Below are 18,346 nucleotides of genomic sequence, written 5' to 3'. Positions count from 1 at the left end.
TGCCGTCCTAACACTTGGGAAACTGCCCTGTTCCGGGGGCGCGCCATCTTCGAAGGATCTCGCAATGAAAGACGCCAGCCCGCAGACCGTATACCTTAGCGATTACAAGCCCTTCGGATGGCATATCGCGGATGTTCACCTTACCGTCAGGCTTGATCCTACCGCGACGCGCGTGCGCTCGCGCATCCGGTTCGAGCCGACCCCCGGGGCGGAACACCCCGAGTTCTTTCTGCATGGTGAGGATCTGCGTCTGATCTCCGCGTCCATCGACGGCGCGCCAGTGACCCCCGAGCTGACCGCCGAGGGTCTGCGCTGCGCTGTCCCCGAGGGTGCCTTCACTTGGGAGGCCGAGGTCGAGATCGCGCCGGCCGAGAACTTCGCGCTCGAGGGGCTTTACATGTCGAACGGCATGTACTGCACCCAGTGCGAGGCGGAAGGCTTCCGCAAGATCTCCTACTATCCTGACCGGCCCGATGTCATGGCGACCTTCACTGTGCGCATCGAAGGTGATGAGCGGGTGAAGCTGTCCAACGGCAACCCCGTCGCCTCGGGCGAGGGCTGGGCGGAATGGCACGATCCGTGGCCCAAGCCCGCCTATCTCTTCGCGCTGGTCGCCGGTGACCTCGTGAACCATCCCGGGAGCTTCACCACCGCCTCGGGCAAGGAGGTCGAGCTGAACATCTGGGTGCGCCCCGGTGACGAGGGCAAATGCGCCTGGGGGATGGAGAGCCTCATCGCGTCGATGAAGTGGGACGAAGAGGTCTACGGGCGGGAATACGATCTCGATATCTTCAATATCGTCGCCGTGGATGATTTCAACATGGGCGCGATGGAGAACAAGGGGCTGAACATCTTCAACAGCTCCTGCGTTCTGGCGTCGCCCGAAACCTCGACCGACGCGAATTTCGAGCGTATCGAGGCGATCATCGCCCACGAGTATTTCCACAACTGGACCGGCAACCGCATTACCTGCCGCGACTGGTTCCAGCTGTGCCTCAAGGAAGGGCTGACGGTCTACCGCGACAGCCAGTTCACCAGCGATATGCGCTCAGCCGAGGTCAAGCGCATCGGCGATGTCATCGACCTGCGTGCCCGCCAGTTCCCCGAGGACCAGGGCCCCCTGTCGCACCCGGTTCGCCCCGAGAGCTTTCAGGAGATCAACAACTTTTACACCGCCACCGTCTACGAGAAGGGCGCCGAGGTGATCGGCATGCTCAAGCGGCTGGTCGGGGACGAGGCCTATGCCAAGGCGCTCGATCTCTATTTCGACCGCCATGACGGGCAGGCCTGCACCATCGAGGACTGGCTGCAGGTGTTCGAGGATGCCACGGGCCGCGATCTGGCGCAGTTCAAACGCTGGTATTCCCAATCCGGAACGCCGCATCTGAAAGTCTCCGAGACTTTCGAGGACGGCATCTACACCCTGACCTTCACGCAAGAGACGCCTCCCACCCCCGGCCAGCCCGACAAGCTGCCGCAGGTGCTGCCCATTGCGGTCGGCCTTCTGAACCCCAATGGCGACGAGGTGGTGCCGACCACCGTGCTTGAGATGACCGAAGCCACCCAGAGCTTTGCCTTCGAGGGGCTCAGCGCCAAGCCAGTGCCGTCGATCCTGCGCGGCTTTTCTGCCCCGGTGGTGCTCGACCGCGAGACCTCGGCGGATGAAAAGCGCTTCCTGCTGGCCCATGACACCGACGCCTTCAACCGCTGGGAAGCCAGCCGCGATCTGGGCCGCGAGTGCCTTGTGGACATGATCATCCAAGGCTCGGAGCCGGATCTTGCATGGATCGACGCGCTCGGCGAGGTGGTGCGTGATGATGCGCTCGACCCCGCGTTCCGGGCGATGATGCTGGCGCTGCCGACGCAGGCCGAACTGGCGCAGCTGCTGCACAGCCGGGACATCACGCCCGATCCCGACGCCATCCACGCCGCCTCCGAGGCACTGCGCGACGCAATGGCGCAGCGCTGGGCGAGCGTGCTGCCCGAGATCGCGGACAAGATGTGGGTGGATGCCCCCTTCGATCCCGGTGCCGAGCAGGCGGGCAAGCGCAGCCTTGGCGGCGCGATCCTTGCCCTTCGCACCCGGCTGGACGGCGGCGCGGCGGCGCAGACGCAGTTTGATGCGGCGGACAACATGACGCTGCAACTGGGGGCGCTGTCCTGCCTTATCCGCGCCGGGGCCGAGGATAAGGCGCTTGCTGCCTTCCGTAAGCAATGGAGCGGCGACCGGCTGGTGATGGACAAGTGGTTCGCGCTTCAGGTCGCGGCCACCGAGCCCGCCAATGCCGCCGCCCGCGCTGAGGCGCTGACAAAGCTGCCCGATTTCGACTGGAAGAACCCCAACCGTTTCCGCGCGGTGTTCGGCAGCCTCGCCATGAACCACGCGGGCTTCCACCGGGCGGATGGCAGCGGCTACCGGCTGCTGGCGGACTGGCTCATCAAGCTGGACGAAAAGAACCCGCAGACCACCGCCCGTATGTGCTCGGTGTTCCAGACGTGGAAACGCTACGACGCGGGACGTCAGGCGCTGATGAAAGAGCAGCTTGAACGCATCGCCGCCCGTCCCGGCCTGTCGCGCGACGTGACCGAAATGGTCACCCGCCTGCTGTCCTGAGCCGGCGATAGGGAGAGGGTACGATGCTGCAGTCGATGCTGGCCGGGCTGGGGCTCGGCCTGTCGCTGATCCTTGCGATCGGGGCGCAGAACGCCTTCGTGCTGCGGCAGGGGCTGGCGCGCAGCCACGTCTTCGCGGTGTGCCTCGTCTGCGCGCTGTCAGATGCGCTGCTGATCCTTGCGGGGGTCACGGGCTTTGGCAGCCTGTCGCAGGCAGCGCCATGGTTCGAGACCGCAATGCGCTGGTTCGGCGCAGCCTTCCTGCTGTGGTACGGCGCGCGCAGTTTCCTTGCCGCGTGGCGCGGGGGCGAAAGCCTGAAGGCAGGGGCCAGCGCGGGCAGCCTGCGGCAGGCGGTGCTGACCTGCCTGGCGCTCACATGGCTCAACCCGCATGTCTACCTCGACACGGTGGTGCTGCTGGGCAGCGTGTCGGCGCAGTATGATCACCAGGCAGGCTTTGCCGCCGGGGCGATGGCGGGGTCGTTCCTGTTCTTCTTCACCCTTGGCTACGGGGCACGGCTGCTGGCGCCGGTCTTTGCCCGGCCGCGCGCCTGGCAGATGCTCGATGCCGGGATCGGGGTGGTCATGTGGGCGATCGCCGCGAAGCTGATCCTCGGGGCCTGATACTCCAGGGCCCAGACGGGGGCATCAGGCAGGAATGCTGATAGCGGGGCCCTGACACCGTGCCCCCATGGTGGGGCCTGTCACCGGGGCATGGTTGCAAGGGGGGCGCCCCTGTCTACCCTATCCCGAATTCCTGTCCTCTCGCTCCCGGGCCGGGCTTGCGGGGATAGCACTTGCACCCGCGCGCTTCGCGGGGTCATGTCGCGGTCATGAACAAGTTGTCGGCCCCGGTGCGGGGTATCCTGTGGATGGTCGTCACCGGCCTGTGCTTCGTCGGTGTCACGGCGCTCGTCAAAGTTCTGGGCGGACGCGTGCCGGCGGCGCAATCGGCCTTCCTGCGCTTTGCGCTGGGGCTGGTGTTCCTGCTGCCAATGTGGCGCGACCTTTTGGGGCTGCGCCTGACCCGAAGGCAATGGGTCCTCACAGGCGTGCGCGGGGTGTCACAGACGCTGGGGGTGATGTGCTGGTTCTACGCCATGACCCGCATCCCGCTCGCCGAGGTGACGGCGATGAACTACCTTACGCCGATCTACGTCAGTATCCTTGCGGTGGTCGTCTTGCGCGAGCGCATGGCCATACGCCGCATCCTTGCCATCGTCGTGGCGCTGGGTGGGGCGCTGCTGATCCTTAGGCCGGGCTTCCGCGAGCTCGACACCGGCCATTTCGCCATGCTGGTGACAGCGTTCTTTTTCTCGATCTCCTACCTCGTGGCCAAGATCGTCTCGGGCGAGATGAGCGCCGCCGCCGTGGTGGCGCTGCTGTCGGTGTCGGTGACGATCGGCCTTGCGCCCTTCGCCGCGGCGGTCTGGGTGACGCCCAGCTGGGCCGACGTGGGCATCCTGCTTGCCGTGGCCTGCTTTGCCACCACGGCGCATTACACCATGACGCTGGCCTTTGCGGCGGCCCCGGTGACGGTGACGCAGCCGGTGACCTTCCTGCAGCTGGTTTGGTCCGTGATCCTTGGCGCGCTGTTCTTCGCCGAGCCGGTGGACCCTTGGGTCATCGCCGGGGGCGTGGTGATCCTCGGGTCGGTGCTCTTCATTACATTGCGCGAGGCGGTGCTGAAGCGGCGCGTGGCTCCGAGGGCGGACGAGGCTGTTCACTAGCCTTTGAGTGGTGCGAAACGGATCGTTTCCAATTCTTGGAAAATCCTCCGCATTTGCACAATCCTGCCCGAATCCGCGACCAATCTTCTTACCGTGGTAACGAGCTTATGGAGAGTACGATGTTTGCAGATAACAAGCTTACCGAAGATATGACCGAAGTCCGCGAGTTCCTGCTGCGCGAACGCGCGAAGGTCCTGAGCGAGGCGGAATGGCGGTTCCGGATGCGGGGCTACGGCTACAACCTGCGCCGCACGAACGGCGGCATGGAGGTCGCGCGCCTGCCGCGCAATACGGTGCTAGGCACGTTGGAGCTTTGATTTGGGGGCCGTGTGCCCGCCGTTGAGGCGGGGGCGCGGCATTGGCCCTGGGGCGGTCTGACGCAGGCGTCGCGTCAAGCATGTCTTGCTCATTCCAGCGTTAACAATTCCTTAACCGTTCTATGCGTCCTGTCGTAGTATTGCCGAAATCCTCCCTGATTCCGGCATCATGCGACATATCCTCTATTTCCTCTTGCTGGCGCTCATGCCGGGCGGGCTTGCGATGCCCGCCAGCGCGGCGTCGACCAATACCGCGGTCCGTGGCGCCGGCCCGACCGGTGCCATTCATGTCATCGATGGTGACACCATCGACGTCGATGGGGCGCGGGTCCGCCTGCACGGGATCGACACGCCCGAGCAGGACCAGATGTGCGGCGGGGACGGCACCCCCATGTGGGCCTGCGGCGCATGGGTGTCCGATGCGGTCCGAGATCGCTACGAGGGGCGCGAGGCGATTTGCGAACAGCAGGACTTGGACCGCTATGGCCGCATCGTGGCCCGCTGCCTGGTCGATGGCCAGGATATGGGGCGGGTGCTGGTTCAGGACGGGCTCGCCTTTGCGTACCGGCGCTATTCCATGGCCTATGATCTGGACGAGAAGAGCGCGGTGATCGCTGAACGGGGGTTGCATGGCTCCGGTGTCGAACTGCCCTCGGAATATCGCGCCAATGCGCGGGCCGGGCGGGCGGCGGTGAACCTTGCCGCGGCGCCCGCGGGATGTGTCATCAAGGGCAATATCTCGAGCTCGGGCGAGCGTATCTACCATGTGCCGGGACAGCAGTGGTACGAGCCCACCCGCATCGATGAGACGAAGGGCGAGCGCTGGTTCTGCTCGGAAGCCGACGCTCGCGCTGCCGGATGGCGCCGGGCGCAGCGCTGAGCGGGCCGGTAGAGCGTCTTGCGAGGGTGACGTCCGGCGGACCGGGATGTGGTGCTGCTGACGGGCCGTCGAATGGTCAGTCCAGCAGCGCCTCGATCTTCGAGGTGATCGCGTTCGACATCGGTTTGGTGGCAGCGCCCCAGCCGCTCACGAAGCTGCCATCGGGGCCGATGAGCGCCTTGTTGAAGTTCCAGCCGGGTGTGAAGCCTTCGTCCGCGAGCCACTGGTAAAGTGGGTGCGCGTCGGTGCCGGTGACATGGGTGATCGTGGTCATCGGCATGTCGAGGTCGAAGTTCAGCTCGCAGAAGTCCTTCACTTCCTGTTCGGAGCCCAGTTCCTGCCGGAAATCGTTCGACGGCACGGTAAGCACCACGAGTCCCTCGTCGCGGTAGCGGTCATAGAGCTCCTGAAGCCCGTCGAATTGTGGGGTGAAGCCGCAGCGCGAGGCGGTGTTGACCACGAGCACCGGCTGGCCCTGCCAGTCGCCTGTGTCGATAGTACCGCCGTCGATGCTGTCGAAGGTGAAGCCGTCGGAGGCGGCCACGGGCAGCGCCGCAAAGGCGGTGATGGCAGCGAGGGCGAAGGGGGCGATGAAGCGGGGCATGGGCAGGTCTCCTTGCTAGGGGAATGATAGCGTGGTGCCGCCGATGTCAACTTCTGGTGAGGCGTGGGGGCTGGAACCGTTCGGCGCATCGGCATATCCTTGCCATTCAGGAGGTGCTGCCATGGCCGGAGGCTGGAGCCGCGACGGAGCGGTGAACGAACAGATCGAAGCATCGATTTCCGAGGAGCTGGAGCGCATGCGCGCCCGGTCTCAGCCGGTGGGCGAGAGCCTGACCGAATGCGCAGAATGTGGTGAAGAGATCCCCGAGGCCCGCCGCCTTGCGCGGCCGGGAGTGAAGCTGTGCATCGACTGTCAGCAAGAGCGGGACGGCACCTTCAAGGCGCGCGGTGGTTTCAACCGGCGTGGGTCGAAGGATTCGCAGCTGAAGTGAGCCGGAGCAGATGCTGGCCGCCGCAGCCTGCAAGGCCGCGGCGGCTTTGTCAGATCATGTTGGGCAAGGGCGGCTTGTTCGCGGAACGAGGCCGTGCGGCGAAGCGCAGGCGCTGACGCACAGGTCGTCTCGCCTGCGGCATGAGCCTTGCCTCGGGCCCGTGGGGGCCTGACGCTTAGTCGGTTGGTTTCTGACTTTTGGCGGGCCGCGGTCTGGTTCGCGCTTCGGGGTGCGTCTGGTCCTTTTCGTCACCACCGAAGATGCCGGCGCGGCGCAGTCCGGCGCGCCAGAGCGGCACCACGTCGAGCGCGGCCACGGCGACGCCGAGGGGAATCATCCAAAAGCCCAAGATGGGCAGGAAGCCGAAGACGCCTCCTACCATCAGCAGTGCGCCGAGAAGCAGGCGTAAGCCCGGCGGCACGCGGCGGCGTACGCGGACGAGGAAGCGTCGGGTCATCTGCTTGAAGCTGCGGCGGGGCATCTGTGGGTCCATTCTCGAGGAAGGACAGATGTTTGTGCGCTGCCCCGCCAAGTCAATGGCGGCGGCGTCGCGCGTCATGTCAATGCTTGGGCCGGTGGAGGCCTGCCGACACCTGCGGTTTTGGAAAGAGAAGAAGGACAGGGTGCGCCCGGGACGGGGACTCCCGGGCGCACTGGAACCGACTTGCAGGCGTCAGTCTTCCATGGCTTCGAGTTCGTCGATGAAGCCTTCGATCATCGACAGGCCCTTGTCCCAGAACTTGGGATCGGACGCATCGAGGCCGAAGGGTGCCAGCAGGTCGCTGTGATGCTTGGAGCCGCCAGCCTTGAGCATCTCGAAGTACTTGTCCTGGAAGCCATCGGGGTTTTGCTGGAACTCGGCGTAGAGCGCGTTCACCAGGCCGTCGCCGAAGGCATAGGCGTAGACGTAGAAGGGCGAGTGCACGAAGTGAGGAACGTAGGCCCAGAAGGTCTCGTATCCCGGCATGTACTCGAAGACGGGCCCGAGGCTTTCGGCCTGTACCGACATCCACAGGGCGTTGATGTCGTCAGGGGTGAGTTCCCCGCCGCGGCGCGCCTCGTGCAGTTTGCATTCGAAATCGTAGAAGGCGATCTGGCGGACCACCGTGTTGATCATGTCCTCGACCTTGCCTGCGAGCAGGACCTTGCGCTCCTTGGGGTCGGTGGTGCGGTCGAGCATGGACCGGAAGGTCAGCATCTCGCCGAAAACCGACGCGGTTTCCGCCAGGGTGAGGGGCGTGGAGGCGAGCATTTCGCCCTGGCCCGCCGCCAGCACCTGGTGGACGCCATGGCCCAGCTCGTGCGCGAGGGTCATCACGTCACGCGGTTTGCCAAGGTAGTTGAGCATCACGTAGGGGTGCACATCGGTTACCGTGGGGTGGGCGAAGGCGCCGGGGGCCTTGCCTTGCGTCACCGCGGCGTCGATCCAGCCCTTGGTGAAAAACGGCTCGGCGATCTCGGACATGCGTGGATCGAAGCCTTCGTAGGCGTCCATCACGGTGTTGCGGGCCTCGTCCCAGCCGACGATGCGGTCGGATTCCATGGGCAGGGGTGCGTTACGGTCCCAAACCTGCATGGTGTCGAGCCCGAGCCATTTCGCCTTAAGCGCATAGTAGCGGTGCGACAAGCGCGGGTAGGCGTTCACCACCGCGTCGCGCAGCGCCTCGACCACCTCGGGTTCCACGTCGTTGCTGAGGTGGCGGCCCATCTGGGCCGAAGGCATGCCCCGCCAACGGTCCATGATCTCCTTTTCCTTGGCCTGCGTGTTATGGACGCGGGCAAAGGTGCGGATGTTCTCGCCAAAGACGCGGGCAAGCTCATGGGCGGCGGCCTCGCGGCGCGACCGGTCCTGTTCGGTGAGCTCGGTGAGAGCGGTCTCGATGCCGACTTCCTCGCCTCCGATCGTGAACACGAGGCCCGAGATCGTCTCGTCGAAGAGCTTCATCCAAGCATCCCCGACGACGCCCATGTCATGCAGGAAGTGTTCCAGCTCATCCGAGAGCTGGTAGGGCTTCATTGCGCGGACGCGGTCGAAGGCAGGCTTGTAGCGGGCGAGGTCCGCATCCTCGAAGAGCGCGGCGTAGGCGTCATCCTCGAGGGTGTTGAGCTCCAGGGTGAAGAAAACCAGCGGTGTGGTGTAGATCGTCACCTTTTCCTGCAGGTCCGAGAGGAACTTGGCGCGTTCCGCATCGGTGGTTTGCTGGTAGTAGCGCAGGCCCGCGTAGGACATCAGGCGTCCGCCCACCGCCTCGATCCGCTCGTGGCGCTTGACCATGTCGAGGAAACCCTCGGGGGAGAGCCCGGCGATCTTGCCTTCGAAATCCTCGGAGAAGCGGGCGCAGGCATCCTCGAGCCAGTCGAGATCGCGCTTCAGTTCGGCGGCGTCCTGGGAGGGGTAGAGATCGGACAGATCCCACTCGGGCAGGGCGCCCAGATCGCGGCCTCCGGCAGAGGCATTGGCGTCCCGAACGGGGCTGGTGTGGGAAAAGGCGAACGTCATCTTGGTCCTCGCATGCAGTGTTTGTCCTCAGACATAGGGTCGCACGCCCCTGCAAGGCAATGGCGCGGCGCGAATTTGGCAGTGCGGCGGTTTGGCGTGGCACCGACTTCCGGCTGCATTCTTGGGTGCGGGCGCAATCGCCGCTCGCCTTGCAATGGGGCGGCGCGGTGCGTTCGTGTCGTGTCGTGTCGTGTCGTGGCTGGGCACGGCGGGTGTGGCCGCGCGGCTGCGGGTGAACGGCAGGGACGTGAGCCTCGGGTCGGGCGGCGCGACCATGGTGAGCACGGGCGAGGCCGATTGCAGCGTTGTGGTGATGGAGCTGGCCAAGGGCACGGTGACCCTCGGGGCCGACTGCGGGATGGCTTAAGAGGCGGGGGCCGGTGCCGGGGAGGCAGGCGCCGGACAGTGGGACGTGGATCAGTCGGACGACGCCGACACGGAACAGGGAGAACAGGATGCCGGGGGCGATGACGCCGCGCAGACCGAGGCCCCCGAGAATGGCCTTGGAATGGGCGAGACGCCGGTGCAGGCCGAGAGGCTGTCGTCTTCGTGCCGTCCCTGGCGGCTGAGGGCAGCGCTGCCCGCGCCTCGGTGTACGGCTGGACCACGCAGTCGGTCGACGCGGGCGAGACCGTCGAGGTGTCCTCGGGCGACACCTCGTGCAACGTGACGGTGGCCGGCATAGGCGGCACGGTGGGGCTGGTGGGCTCCTTTGCCTGACCTTAGCCGTATAGCGCCAGCATCTCGCGCAGGTCGTCCAGAGTGTTGGCCTCCTGCGCGGGCTTGTCCTCGCGCCAGCGCGCCATGCGGGGGAACCGCAGGGACAGCCCGGACTTGTGGCGGGGCGAGGGCTGGATGCCCTCGAAGGCGATCTCGAACACCAGTTCGGGCTTTACCTGCCGCACCGGGCCGAAGCGCTGCTGCGTGTTGCGGCGCACCCAAGCCGTGATGCGGTTGAACTCTGCGTCGGTGAGCCCTGAATAAGCCTTGGTGAAGGGTACCAGTTCATTGCCGTTCCATGCCGCGAAGGTGAAGTCGGTAAAGAGGTTCGCCCGCCGTCCGCTGCCCTGCTGAGCATAGATCATCACCGCATCGACGGTCAGCGGATCGAGCTTCCATTTCCACCAGTCGCCCTTCTTGCGCCCCGCAAGGTAGGGTGCATCAAGGCGTTTGAGCATCAGCCCCTCGGCGCGTTCCTCGCGCGCGGTGGCGCGGACCTGCGCAAGCGCCTCCCAGTCGTCAAAGCCGATTACCGGGGACGGGCGTACCGGGGCGTCAGGTGGCAGGCCCTCGAGAAGCTGATCCAGTCGGGCGCGACGTTTCTTGAGTGGCGTGTCCCTCAGGTCCGTGCCGTCTGCCTCGAGCAGATCGTAGGCCAGCAGCACCACGGGCGCGTCCCTGAGCAGCTTCTTCGGTACGGTTTTGCGCCCGATGCGCGGCTGAAGCGTGTTGAAGGGCAGAGGCTGCGTGCCGTCCCACGCGACGATTTCGCCGTCGAAGACTAGGCCTTCGGGAAGGAAATCCAGTGCGCGGGCGAGTTCCGGAAAACGGTCAGTCATCAGCTCTTCGCCACGGGACCAGACGTGGTGTGCGCCGCCGCGCAGGATCAGCTGGCCGCGGATGCCGTCCCACTTCCATTCCGCCTGCCAATCGTGCGGGTTGCCCAGATCCCCGGGCGCCGTCTCTAACTGGTAAGCGAGGTAGAAAGGGTAGGGTCGGCTGTCGTCCTCTTCGGGTGTGGGGTTCTCGATGAGCCGCTCCCACGAAGTACTCTGCGGCGTCCAGTCGCCCATCAGACGCAGGGCCATGGCTGCTTCGTCCTGCCCGGTGGCCTGCGCCAGCGCGCGGGTCATCAGCTTGCGGCTGATGCCGATGCGAAAGCCCCCGGTGATGAGCTTGTTGAAGAGGAACCGCCCGGTCTCATCGAGCTGGTCCCACGCCTCTAGGATACGGGCCTTGCGGGTTTCGAGATCCAGCGCGGGGTATTCCAGTAGCCCCTCGATCCATGTGGTGAGGCTGGCGTCGCCCTCATGCTGCGCGGGGGGCAGGATCAGGGCGATGGTCTCTGCCAGATCGCCTACCACCGGGTAGCTTTCCTCGACCAGCCAGAGCGGCAGCCCGGCGCGCTCGGCAGCCCATTCGCGCAGCTGTGTCGTGGTCACCGCGCGTTTTGGGCGGCGGCCCGAGAACAGCGCGACGCACCACAGCTTGTCCTGCGCCGGGGCGGTGCGGAAATACTCGGCCAGCGCGGCGGTCTTGACCGTGGTTTTTGTGCTCTGGTCGATGGCGGTGAAAAGGGTGGCAAAGGCCTTCATGCGGCGTCCCCGTGGCTGTCGCCTTCGGCACTGTCATCTTCGGTGCCGAACTCGGTGGGCACGACCTTGGCGTCATAGCCTTCGGAGGCAAGCCACTGCGAAAAGATCTCGGTGTAGCCGTGAGTTGCAAAAATGCGCTCTGCGCCGGTCTCGCGGATGGCGGTCTGCAGCTCGGCCCAGTCGGCATGGTCCGACAGCACGAAGCCCCGGTCCGCGCCGCGCCGCCGCCGCACTCCGCGCATGCGCATCCACCCCGAGGCGACCCCCGCCGACACCGCGCCGAAGCGCCGCGCCCATGGCGTGCCAAGCGCCGAGGGCGGCGCGATCACCAGCGCGCCCCCGTGCTGTTTCATGTGGTGTTTGGGGTCCAGATCCGGCGTCACCCGCAACGTGCGCGGCAGGGTATAGCCTTGCGCGCGGAGCACTTCGTTGGTGTTTTCGACCGCGCCATGGGTGAGGATGGGCCCGATGCCCGGATCGACCAGCGCGAGGAGGCGCTGAGCCTTGCCGAGCGAATAAGCCCCCAGCATCGCGGTCCGCCCTGAGGCGGCGCAATCGGCCCACCAGTCGTTGATCTCGGCAGCAACCTGCGCCTGCGGGGCCCATTTGAACACCGGCAGGCCGAAAGTGCATTCGGTGATGAAGGCGTGGCAGCGGATGGGCTCGAACGTCTCGCACAGTCCGTCCGGCGCCAGCTTGTAATCGCCAGAGACCACCCAGACCTCGCCGCCCACCTCCACGCGCACCTGCGCCGAACCGGGGATATGCCCGGCGGGATGGAAGCTGACGGTGGCTCTGCCGATGCGCCGTTCCTCGCCATAGCGGATGGTCTCGAGCGTGATGTCAGCCCCCAGCCTATGGCGGATCACCGGGGCGGCGCCCTCCGTGGCGAGATAGGCGCCATGGCCGGGGCGGGCGTGGTCGGAATGGCCATGAGTGATCAGCGCCCGGTCCACCGGGCGCCACGGGTCGATGTGGAAATCGCCTGCCGGGCAGTAGATGCCCCGGTCCGTAAAGGTCAGAACGTCGCTCATGCCGGCTGACATAGCGCCAGCTCAGGGCGGGGGAAGACTCTGGGCGGGGGAAGGCCCGGCGCCGGTGACGGCCCGCGCCGGGCAGGACATAAGACGGTTGATCAGAACACAAGCCTGATAAGGTCGAGGCTTGGCAAAGGGCAGTCCGGTCAAAGGGCAGTCCCGGCAATGGACAGTCCCGACAAGGGGCGGGCCCGCAAACGGTCAGGCGATGTGCTGAACCTCGCCAGTCCCGCCGCCAGCCTTCTCGAAGACCTGCACTATCTGGCTGATGATGCGGCCCCGGGTCACCGCGTCTTCCATCAGCACCTCGTGTTCGCCCCCCGCCACGGTCTCGAGCTGGCCTCCGGGCCAGGCGGCCATGCGTGCCGCGATGCGCGGCACGTCGACGATGCGTTCGTTGCTGCCCACGAAGGTGATGGCGGGGATGGCGGGCGAGCGCAGGCGCGACAGCGCCGCACATTCACCAAGCGCCTCGTGCAGCCAGCGCAGGGACGGCCCGCCTAACTGCAGCTCGGGCAAATCGGACACCTGCCGCACCATGTAATTCCAGCCGTCCTCGTCCCGGGTGAGCAGGTTGCCAAGGAAAGCGGCGCTGGCCACGTAGCTGTTCGGTCCGGTCGAAGGCGCGTATACGTGCCCCAGCCCGAACCTCGCGCTGGACCAGCCAAGGGCCCATGCGGCAGGACGCAGGGGAGCGGGCATGCGGATGCCCCACATGGGGCCGGTGAAGGCCGCTGCGGACACCTCGAGCCCGTCCGTCAGCGCCCGCAGCGCGATGCACCCACCCATGGAATGGCCGGCGACGAACCACGGCTTGGGCAGGGCCAGCGCTTGTGCCGCCTCGACCATGGCACGCACGTCGCGCTGGTAATCGCGGAAGAGGTTCACGTGCCCCGCCCGGCGATCCCCGAGCATGCGGTCCGCAAGCCCCTGGCCGCGCCAGTCCACCGCGAAAGTGTGATAGCCCCTGTCAGCGAAATCCGCCGCGACGCGCCCATACTTCTCGACGTATTCGGTGCGCCCAGGGAAGAACAGCACCGTGCCCCGCGCCGTTTCGGGGCCCGGGTAGTGGGCCACGCGGATGCGCAGGGAATCATCGGTCGTCAGCCAGAAGCCGCGGGCGCCCTCGGGGCCTTCCGCCAGCTCGGCATGGAACGGGGCGTCAGGCAGCATTCAGGACAGAACTCCTCCGAGGCGCATGGCGGCGCCCATGTCTCCGTCGATCTTCAGGCGGCCCGACATGAATGCGGTGGTCGGGTTCAGATCGCCTTCGATGATCTTCTGGAAAGTGTCGGTGTCGGCGCTCAGCGTGACATCCGCATCGTCGTCTCCTGCGCGGGCGCCGTTCTGGTCGACGATGATGGAGCCTTCGTCCTCGATGTCGAACTTTGCCACGCCGTCGAACCCTTCTCCGTCCAGCTTCTTGTTCAGGGCTTCGACTGCCGCCTCGACAACCTTGCTCATGCTTGATCCTTTCTTCACGAAATCCTGTGCTGGATTCCCAGCAACTTCGGGGTACTGTGAAGGTATGAGCATGGATCGACCCATAGGCAAACGTATCGTGGCGGCAGCTGCCCTCACAGTCTTGTTTTCCATACCCTCGGGATCGTGGGCGCAGGCCCGCGCCGGAGAGCTGCTGGAACAGCTTGGCGCCGCCGACAGCGCCGAGGCTGCGGCGCGGATCGAACGCAACATCCAGACGGAGTGGTCGAAGTCCGGCTCTGCCGCCATGGACCTACTGCTCAAGCGCGGGCGCGACGCGCTCGAGGTGAACGAACTGCCTACCGCGATCGATCATCTGACCGCGCTTACCGACCATGCGCCGGAGTTCGCCGAGGGCTGGCATGTGCTGGCGCTGGCCTATTACGGGTCCGAGATGTTCGGCCCCGCCATGGATGCACTGGAACACACGCTTGCGCTCAATCCCCAGCATTTCGGGGCCTTGCGCGGTGTGGCTGCGGTGCACGAGCAGCTGGGCAACGATGCCCTTGCGTATGACGCCTATACGCAGGTACTTGAGCTGCGGCCCCATGACGAGGCCGTGACCGAAGCGCTGGAGCGGCTCGCAGGCCGGGTTCAGGGCATCGAGACCTGATCGCAGCGAAAGGCGCCCTATATACGGGCGACGACCTCGAAGACCAAAAGGCGGCGATATGCCCGAGCGCGCAAGGATCGCGGCCGTTCTCGGCCCGACCAACACAGGCAAGACCCATTACGCCATAGAACGGATGCTGGGCCACAGGACAGGCATGATCGGCCTGCCGCTGCGGCTTCTGGCGCGCGAGGTGTACGACAAGGTGGTCGCGGCGCGCGGCCCTTCGGTGGTGGCGCTGGTCACCGGCGAGGAACGCATCGTGCCGCCCCGGGCCCAGTACTGGGTCTGCACCGTGGAGGCGATGCCCGAGGGGATGGGCTGCGATTTCGTCGCCATCGACGAGATCCAGCTCTGCGCCGATCCCGAGCGGGGGCATGTCTTCACCGACCGCCTGCTGCGCATGCGCGGCCTGCACGAGACACTGTTCCTTGGTGCCGACACCATGCGCGGGCCGATCTCGCAGCTGGTAAAGGGCGTGGAGTTCATCCGCCGTGAGCGGATGAGCCAGCTGAGCTATCTTGGTTCGAAAAAGATAAGCCGGATGCCGCCCAGATCGGCCATCGTGGGGTTCTCGGTCGATAATGTCTATGCCATCGCCGAGCTGATCCGCCGCACCAAGGGCGGTGCCGCGGTGGTCATGGGCGCGCTGAGCCCCCGGACACGCAACGCGCAGGTCGAGCTTTACCAGAACGGTGACGTGGATTTCCTTGTCGCCACCGATGCCATCGGCATGGGGCTCAACCTCGACATCGACCACGTGGCGTTTTCATCCCTGACGAAGTTCGATGGCCGGCGCATGCGCGAACTTCAGCCCAACGAGCTGGCGCAGATTGCCGGGCGTGCCGGACGGGGGATGAAGTCAGGCACATTCGGCACCACCGGCGACGCGGGCCAGATCCCCGACGACTGGGTCGACGCGATCACCAGTCACAGTTTCACGCCGATCCGCAAGCTCAACTGGCGCAACCATGAATTGCGGTTCGGCACCGTCGACCACCTTGTCGGCTCGCTCGAGAAAAGCCCCGATGACGAATGGCTGATGAAAGCCCGCGAGGCCGACGACCTGCAGGTACTGAAATCTCTCTCGGGCGAGGCCGAGGTCATGGCCCGCGCATCCAGCCCTGCATCGGTCAAGCTTCTGTGGGATGTCTGCCGGGTGCCCGATTTCCGCGGCATCTCTCATGCGGAACACGCGGGCTTGTTGCAGGTTATCTTCAAGCACCTGCACGAACGCGGATCGATTCCCATGGACTTTATGGCCCGGCAGGTGAAGAGGATCGACCGGACCGATGGCGACATAGATACGTTGTCGAAACGTCTGGCCTTTATCCGCACTTGGACCTACGTGGCTCAGCGCAAGGGCTGGGTCGATGACGAAAGCCATTGGCGCGGGGCCACCCGCGCTGTAGAAGACGCACTGTCGGATGCGCTCCACGAGCGGCTGACGCAAAGATTTGTTGACCGGCGGACATCAGTGCTGCTTCGCCGGTTGAAGCAGAAGGAGGCCCTCTTGGCCGAAGTGAACGACAAGGGTGAAGTGACGGTCGAAGGCGAATTCGTCGGCCGTCTGGAGGGATTCCGGTTCCGTCAGGATGCAGGAGCAACGGGCCAGGAGGCCAAGACGCTGAAACAGGCGTCTCTGCAGGCGCTCGCGCCGCAGTTCCACCTGCGGGCGGATCGCTTCTACAACGCACCCGATACCGAGATCGATTTCACCGAACAGGGCGGCCTCATGTGGGGCGAGCAGGCGGTGGGTAAGCTGGCACGCGGCGATGATCCGCTGAAACCGCGCGTGACGGCCTTCGTGGACGAGATCGCCGGTCCGGACGTGGTGCAAAAGGTGGAACGCCGCTTGCAGCACTTCATCGACCGCAAGATCGCTGCGCTGTTCGAACCGCTGCTGAACCTGTCGCACGACGAAGCGCTCACCGGGCTGGCCCGTGGCTTTGCCTTCCGTATGGTGGAAAGCCTGGGCATTCTGCCGCGCGGTCAGGTGGCCGATGAGGTCAAGCAGCTGGATCAGGACGCACGCGGCGCCCTGCGCAAGCACGGGCTGCGCTTTGGTCAGTACACCATTTTCATGCCGCTGCTGCTCAAGCCCGCACCGACGCGCCTGCGTCTCGTGCTGTGGTCGCTGCACGCGGGCCTCGAGACCTTCCCCGAGGCGCCCCCTCCGGGCCTCGTGACAGTGCCGAACATCAGGGACGTGCCGGCCCAGCATTACGCGCTGGCGGGCTACCGTCCGGCGGGCGAACGGGCGATCCGCATCGACATGCTGGAACGGCTCGCCGACCTGCTGCGCGCTCAGGACAGCCGTGGCGGCTTCGAGGCGAACCCCGACATGCTGTCGATCACCGGCATGACCCTGGAGCAGTTCTCGGATCTCATGGGCGGTCTTGGCTACAAGGCCGAGAAGGGCGAGCGCACCAAGGTGCGCGCGGCCGATGCCGTGGTCACCGAAACCTCCGATCCGTCGGGCGAGCCGGGCGAAACCCAGCCCGTGTTCGACGCCGCGCAGGAGGAAGTGGCTACCCCCGGTGCCGACCCGATGGCCGCGGAAACCCCTGCCGCCGCCGATGAGGTCGTGCCTGCGGACGCGCTCGACGACGAAGGTTTTGCCCCCGTCAATGAGGATCCGCAGCCGAGCGAGGTGGACGACGGCATCGCCGAGACCCCCGAGGAAGAGATCCTGCCCGGCACCGCACCGGACGAGGCGCTCTCCGGCCCCGAGACCGAGGTGTTCTATACCTTCACCTGGGGTGGCGGAAACCGCCAGCGCGGCCCGCGCCGCGAAGGTGGCCGCGACGGCAATCGTGAAGGTGGCCGTGACGGTCAGAAGGCCGGCGGCAACCGTGGCAAGGGCCGCGGCGCACCGCAGGGCAAGGGCGGCCCCCGCAAGGGTGGCAAGGGCAAGCCCGGCGGCGGCGAAAAGGGTCCCAAGACCTACGAATCGCGCCCCCGCAAGGAGCAGAAGATCGACCCCGACAACCCCTTCGCCGCGGCGCTGATGGGGCTCAAGAACAAGGACTGACGTGACCGACGCACCCGCGACCGAAAAGCTGCGCATCGACAAATGGCTCTGGCGGGCCCGCTTCTTCAAGACGCGGAGCCTTGCCGCCAAGATCGTGAGCGGCGGGTTGCGGGTGAACGGCCTGCCGGTGGCCAAGCCTGCTTATGGCGTGGCCGTCGGTGACACACTGACCTTTTCCCAAGGGCGGGAGGTGCGGGTGATCCGCATTCTCGCCCTTGGCACCCGCAGGGGCCCCGCGCCGGAGGCGCAGGCCCTCTACGACGACCTCGACCCGCCGACGCCGAAAGCGCCGGAACCCAAGGCGCCGAAATACGACGGTGGTGGGCGCCCGACCAAGCGCGACCGCCGGTTGCTCGATCGACACCGGGATGCCCTTGAATGATCTGTCCGGCTGGTCTAGCTAGGCCGGATATCGCCAATGCCTGACGGATGGATTGCCCATGACTTACGTGGTCACCGAGAACTGCATCGCCTGCAAGTACACCGACTGTGTCGAGGTGTGCCCGGTCGATTGTTTCTATGAGGGTGAGAACACGCTGGTGATTCACCCCGACGAATGCATCGACTGCGGTGTGTGCGAACCCGAGTGTCCCGCCGATGCGATCCGCCCGGACACCGATCCCGACATGGAGAAGTGGGTGGAGTTCAACCGCAAGTATTCGGAACTCTGGCCGGTCATCATCTCCAAGAAAGACCCGATGCCCGAGGCTGAAGAGCGCGACGGCGAGGCGGGCAAGATGGAGAAGTACTTCTCCGAAGCGCCGGGCGAAGGCGGCTGAGGCGCGATTCGCACGTTGTGACGGTCTGGCGTTGATCCGGGCCGTCCGTTTGCG

The 18,346-nt window shown here is 65.8% G+C and carries 19 protein-coding genes; 12 read left to right on the top strand and 7 right to left on the bottom strand.

Features of this window, described 5'->3' with window-relative positions; genetic code table 11:
• Positions 1–64: 64 nt before the first annotated feature.
• The 5 genes from pepN (at position 65) to IEX41_RS05335 (ending at position 5,540) form a co-directional block, all read left to right on the top strand.
• A complete protein-coding gene (gene pepN / locus IEX41_RS05355) occupies positions 65–2,614 on the top strand; it encodes an aminopeptidase N (RefSeq protein WP_188789145.1) in 2,550 nt (849 codons plus the stop codon).
• Between the two features lie 23 nt (positions 2,615–2,637).
• Positions 2,638–3,237: a LysE/ArgO family amino acid transporter gene (locus IEX41_RS05350; protein ID WP_188789144.1), complete on the top strand. Its 600-nt coding sequence runs from the start codon at positions 2,638–2,640 to the stop codon at positions 3,235–3,237.
• Positions 3,238–3,446: 209 nt separating this feature from the next.
• Positions 3,447–4,343, top strand: a complete 897-nt coding sequence (locus IEX41_RS05345; RefSeq protein WP_229672935.1) for a DMT family transporter — start codon at positions 3,447–3,449, stop codon at positions 4,341–4,343.
• Positions 4,344–4,462: 119 nt separating this feature from the next.
• Positions 4,463–4,660 (top strand): hypothetical protein, encoded by a 198-nt coding sequence (locus tag IEX41_RS05340; protein WP_188789143.1) that lies wholly within the window; start codon positions 4,463–4,465, stop codon positions 4,658–4,660.
• Positions 4,661–4,883: 223 nt separating this feature from the next.
• Positions 4,884–5,540, top strand: a complete 657-nt coding sequence (locus IEX41_RS05335) for a thermonuclease family protein (RefSeq protein ID WP_188789264.1) — start codon at positions 4,884–4,886, stop codon at positions 5,538–5,540.
• Between the two features lie 76 nt (positions 5,541–5,616).
• Here IEX41_RS05335 and IEX41_RS05330 read toward each other — a convergent pair whose 3' ends face one another.
• Positions 5,617–6,144, bottom strand: a complete 528-nt coding sequence (locus tag IEX41_RS05330; protein ID WP_188789142.1) for a glutathione peroxidase — start codon at positions 6,142–6,144, stop codon at positions 5,617–5,619.
• Positions 6,145–6,265: 121 nt separating this feature from the next.
• On the opposite strand from IEX41_RS05330, the gene IEX41_RS05325 reads away from it, so the two are divergent.
• Positions 6,266–6,535, top strand: a complete 270-nt coding sequence (locus tag IEX41_RS05325; RefSeq protein WP_188789141.1) for a DksA/TraR family C4-type zinc finger protein — start codon at positions 6,266–6,268, stop codon at positions 6,533–6,535.
• A gap of 175 nt (positions 6,536–6,710) precedes the next feature.
• On the opposite strand, the gene IEX41_RS21430 is transcribed toward IEX41_RS05325, so the two are convergent.
• On the bottom strand, positions 6,711–7,094 hold the full coding sequence (locus tag IEX41_RS21430; protein WP_229672934.1) for a hypothetical protein: 384 nt from the start codon (positions 7,092–7,094) through the stop codon (positions 6,711–6,713).
• 114 nt (positions 7,095–7,208) lie between these two features.
• Positions 7,209–9,035, bottom strand: a complete 1,827-nt coding sequence (locus IEX41_RS05315; protein WP_188789140.1) for a M3 family oligoendopeptidase — start codon at positions 9,033–9,035, stop codon at positions 7,209–7,211.
• Between the two features lie 175 nt (positions 9,036–9,210).
• On the opposite strand from IEX41_RS05315, the gene IEX41_RS05310 reads away from it, so the two are divergent.
• Both IEX41_RS05310 and IEX41_RS05305 read left to right on the top strand, forming a co-directional pair.
• A complete protein-coding gene (locus tag IEX41_RS05310) occupies positions 9,211–9,402 on the top strand; it encodes a hypothetical protein (RefSeq protein WP_188789139.1) in 192 nt (63 codons plus the stop codon).
• A gap of 182 nt (positions 9,403–9,584) precedes the next feature.
• Positions 9,585–9,755: a hypothetical protein gene (locus tag IEX41_RS05305; RefSeq protein ID WP_188789138.1), complete on the top strand. Its 171-nt coding sequence runs from the start codon at positions 9,585–9,587 to the stop codon at positions 9,753–9,755.
• A gap of 2 nt (positions 9,756–9,757) precedes the next feature.
• On the opposite strand, the gene IEX41_RS05300 is transcribed toward IEX41_RS05305, so the two are convergent.
• From IEX41_RS05300 to IEX41_RS05285, 4 genes are all read right to left on the bottom strand, one after another.
• Positions 9,758–11,350 (bottom strand): ATP-dependent DNA ligase, encoded by a 1,593-nt coding sequence (locus tag IEX41_RS05300; protein ID WP_188789137.1) that lies wholly within the window; start codon positions 11,348–11,350, stop codon positions 9,758–9,760.
• On the bottom strand, positions 11,347–12,384 hold the full coding sequence (locus tag IEX41_RS05295; protein WP_188789136.1) for a ligase-associated DNA damage response exonuclease: 1,038 nt from the start codon (positions 12,382–12,384) through the stop codon (positions 11,347–11,349). Before IEX41_RS05295 ends, IEX41_RS05300 begins: the two co-directional genes overlap by 4 nt.
• 204 nt (positions 12,385–12,588) lie before the next feature.
• A complete protein-coding gene (locus IEX41_RS05290; RefSeq protein ID WP_188789135.1) occupies positions 12,589–13,560 on the bottom strand; it encodes an alpha/beta fold hydrolase in 972 nt (323 codons plus the stop codon).
• The gene (locus IEX41_RS05285; protein WP_188789134.1) at positions 13,561–13,851 is read right to left on the bottom strand and encodes an SCP2 sterol-binding domain-containing protein; all 291 of its coding nucleotides are present in this window, start codon (positions 13,849–13,851) and stop codon (positions 13,561–13,563) included.
• Positions 13,852–13,915: 64 nt separating this feature from the next.
• Here IEX41_RS05285 and IEX41_RS05280 point away from each other — a divergent pair, with 64 nt between their 5' ends.
• From IEX41_RS05280 to fdxA, 4 genes are read left to right on the top strand one after another with little or no spacing between them, the layout of a single operon-like run.
• Complete coding sequence (locus IEX41_RS05280; protein ID WP_373285604.1) at positions 13,916–14,482, top strand: tetratricopeptide repeat protein; 567 nt, start codon at positions 13,916–13,918, stop codon at positions 14,480–14,482.
• A 58-nt stretch (positions 14,483–14,540) separates the two neighbouring features.
• A complete protein-coding gene (locus IEX41_RS05275; protein WP_188789133.1) occupies positions 14,541–17,513 on the top strand; it encodes a helicase-related protein in 2,973 nt (990 codons plus the stop codon).
• A gap of 1 nt (position 17,514) precedes the next feature.
• Positions 17,515–17,895, top strand: a complete 381-nt coding sequence (locus IEX41_RS05270) for an RNA-binding S4 domain-containing protein (protein WP_188789132.1) — start codon at positions 17,515–17,517, stop codon at positions 17,893–17,895.
• A gap of 58 nt (positions 17,896–17,953) precedes the next feature.
• Positions 17,954–18,292 carry a ferredoxin FdxA gene (fdxA, locus tag IEX41_RS05265; RefSeq protein ID WP_188789131.1) on the top strand — a complete coding sequence of 113 codons (339 nt, stop codon included), beginning with the start codon at positions 17,954–17,956 and terminating at the stop codon, positions 18,290–18,292.
• The last annotated feature ends 54 nt before the right edge of the window (positions 18,293–18,346 follow it).

Source organism: Salipiger pallidus, assembly GCF_014643635.1.
In the GTDB taxonomy this organism is placed as follows: Bacteria; Pseudomonadota; Alphaproteobacteria; order Rhodobacterales; family Rhodobacteraceae; genus Salipiger; species Salipiger pallidus.
The sequence above is the reverse complement of the archived record's forward strand: the minus strand, read 5'-3'. Positions and strand labels throughout refer to the sequence as shown.

Bases quoted from the DNA above. Each gene is read 5' to 3' on its own strand.
- pepN (WP_188789145.1), top strand. From the start codon at position 65: ATGAAAGACGCCAGCCCGCAGACCGTATACCTTAGCGATTACAAGCCC.
- IEX41_RS05350 (WP_188789144.1), top strand. From the start codon at position 2,638: ATGCTGCAGTCGATGCTGGCCGGGCTGGGGCTCGGCCTGTCGCTGATC.
- IEX41_RS05345 (WP_229672935.1), top strand. From the start codon at position 3,447: ATGAACAAGTTGTCGGCCCCGGTGCGGGGTATCCTGTGGATGGTCGTC.
- IEX41_RS05340 (WP_188789143.1), top strand. From the start codon at position 4,463: ATGTTTGCAGATAACAAGCTTACCGAAGATATGACCGAAGTCCGCGAG.
- IEX41_RS05335 (WP_188789264.1), top strand. From the start codon at position 4,884: ATGCCCGCCAGCGCGGCGTCGACCAATACCGCGGTCCGTGGCGCCGGC.
- IEX41_RS05330 (WP_188789142.1), bottom strand. From the start codon at position 6,144: ATGCCCCGCTTCATCGCCCCCTTCGCCCTCGCTGCCATCACCGCCTTT.
- IEX41_RS05325 (WP_188789141.1), top strand. From the start codon at position 6,266: ATGGCCGGAGGCTGGAGCCGCGACGGAGCGGTGAACGAACAGATCGAA.
- IEX41_RS21430 (WP_229672934.1), bottom strand. From the start codon at position 7,094: ATGACGCGCGACGCCGCCGCCATTGACTTGGCGGGGCAGCGCACAAAC.
- IEX41_RS05315 (WP_188789140.1), bottom strand. From the start codon at position 9,035: ATGACGTTCGCCTTTTCCCACACCAGCCCCGTTCGGGACGCCAATGCC.
- IEX41_RS05300 (WP_188789137.1), bottom strand. From the start codon at position 11,350: ATGAAGGCCTTTGCCACCCTTTTCACCGCCATCGACCAGAGCACAAAA.
- IEX41_RS05295 (WP_188789136.1), bottom strand. From the start codon at position 12,384: ATGAGCGACGTTCTGACCTTTACGGACCGGGGCATCTACTGCCCGGCA.
- IEX41_RS05290 (WP_188789135.1), bottom strand. From the start codon at position 13,560: ATGCTGCCTGACGCCCCGTTCCATGCCGAGCTGGCGGAAGGCCCCGAG.
- IEX41_RS05285 (WP_188789134.1), bottom strand. From the start codon at position 13,851: ATGAGCAAGGTTGTCGAGGCGGCAGTCGAAGCCCTGAACAAGAAGCTG.
- IEX41_RS05280 (WP_373285604.1), top strand. From the start codon at position 13,916: ATGAGCATGGATCGACCCATAGGCAAACGTATCGTGGCGGCAGCTGCC.
- IEX41_RS05275 (WP_188789133.1), top strand. From the start codon at position 14,541: ATGCCCGAGCGCGCAAGGATCGCGGCCGTTCTCGGCCCGACCAACACA.
- fdxA (WP_188789131.1), top strand. From the start codon at position 17,954: ATGACTTACGTGGTCACCGAGAACTGCATCGCCTGCAAGTACACCGAC.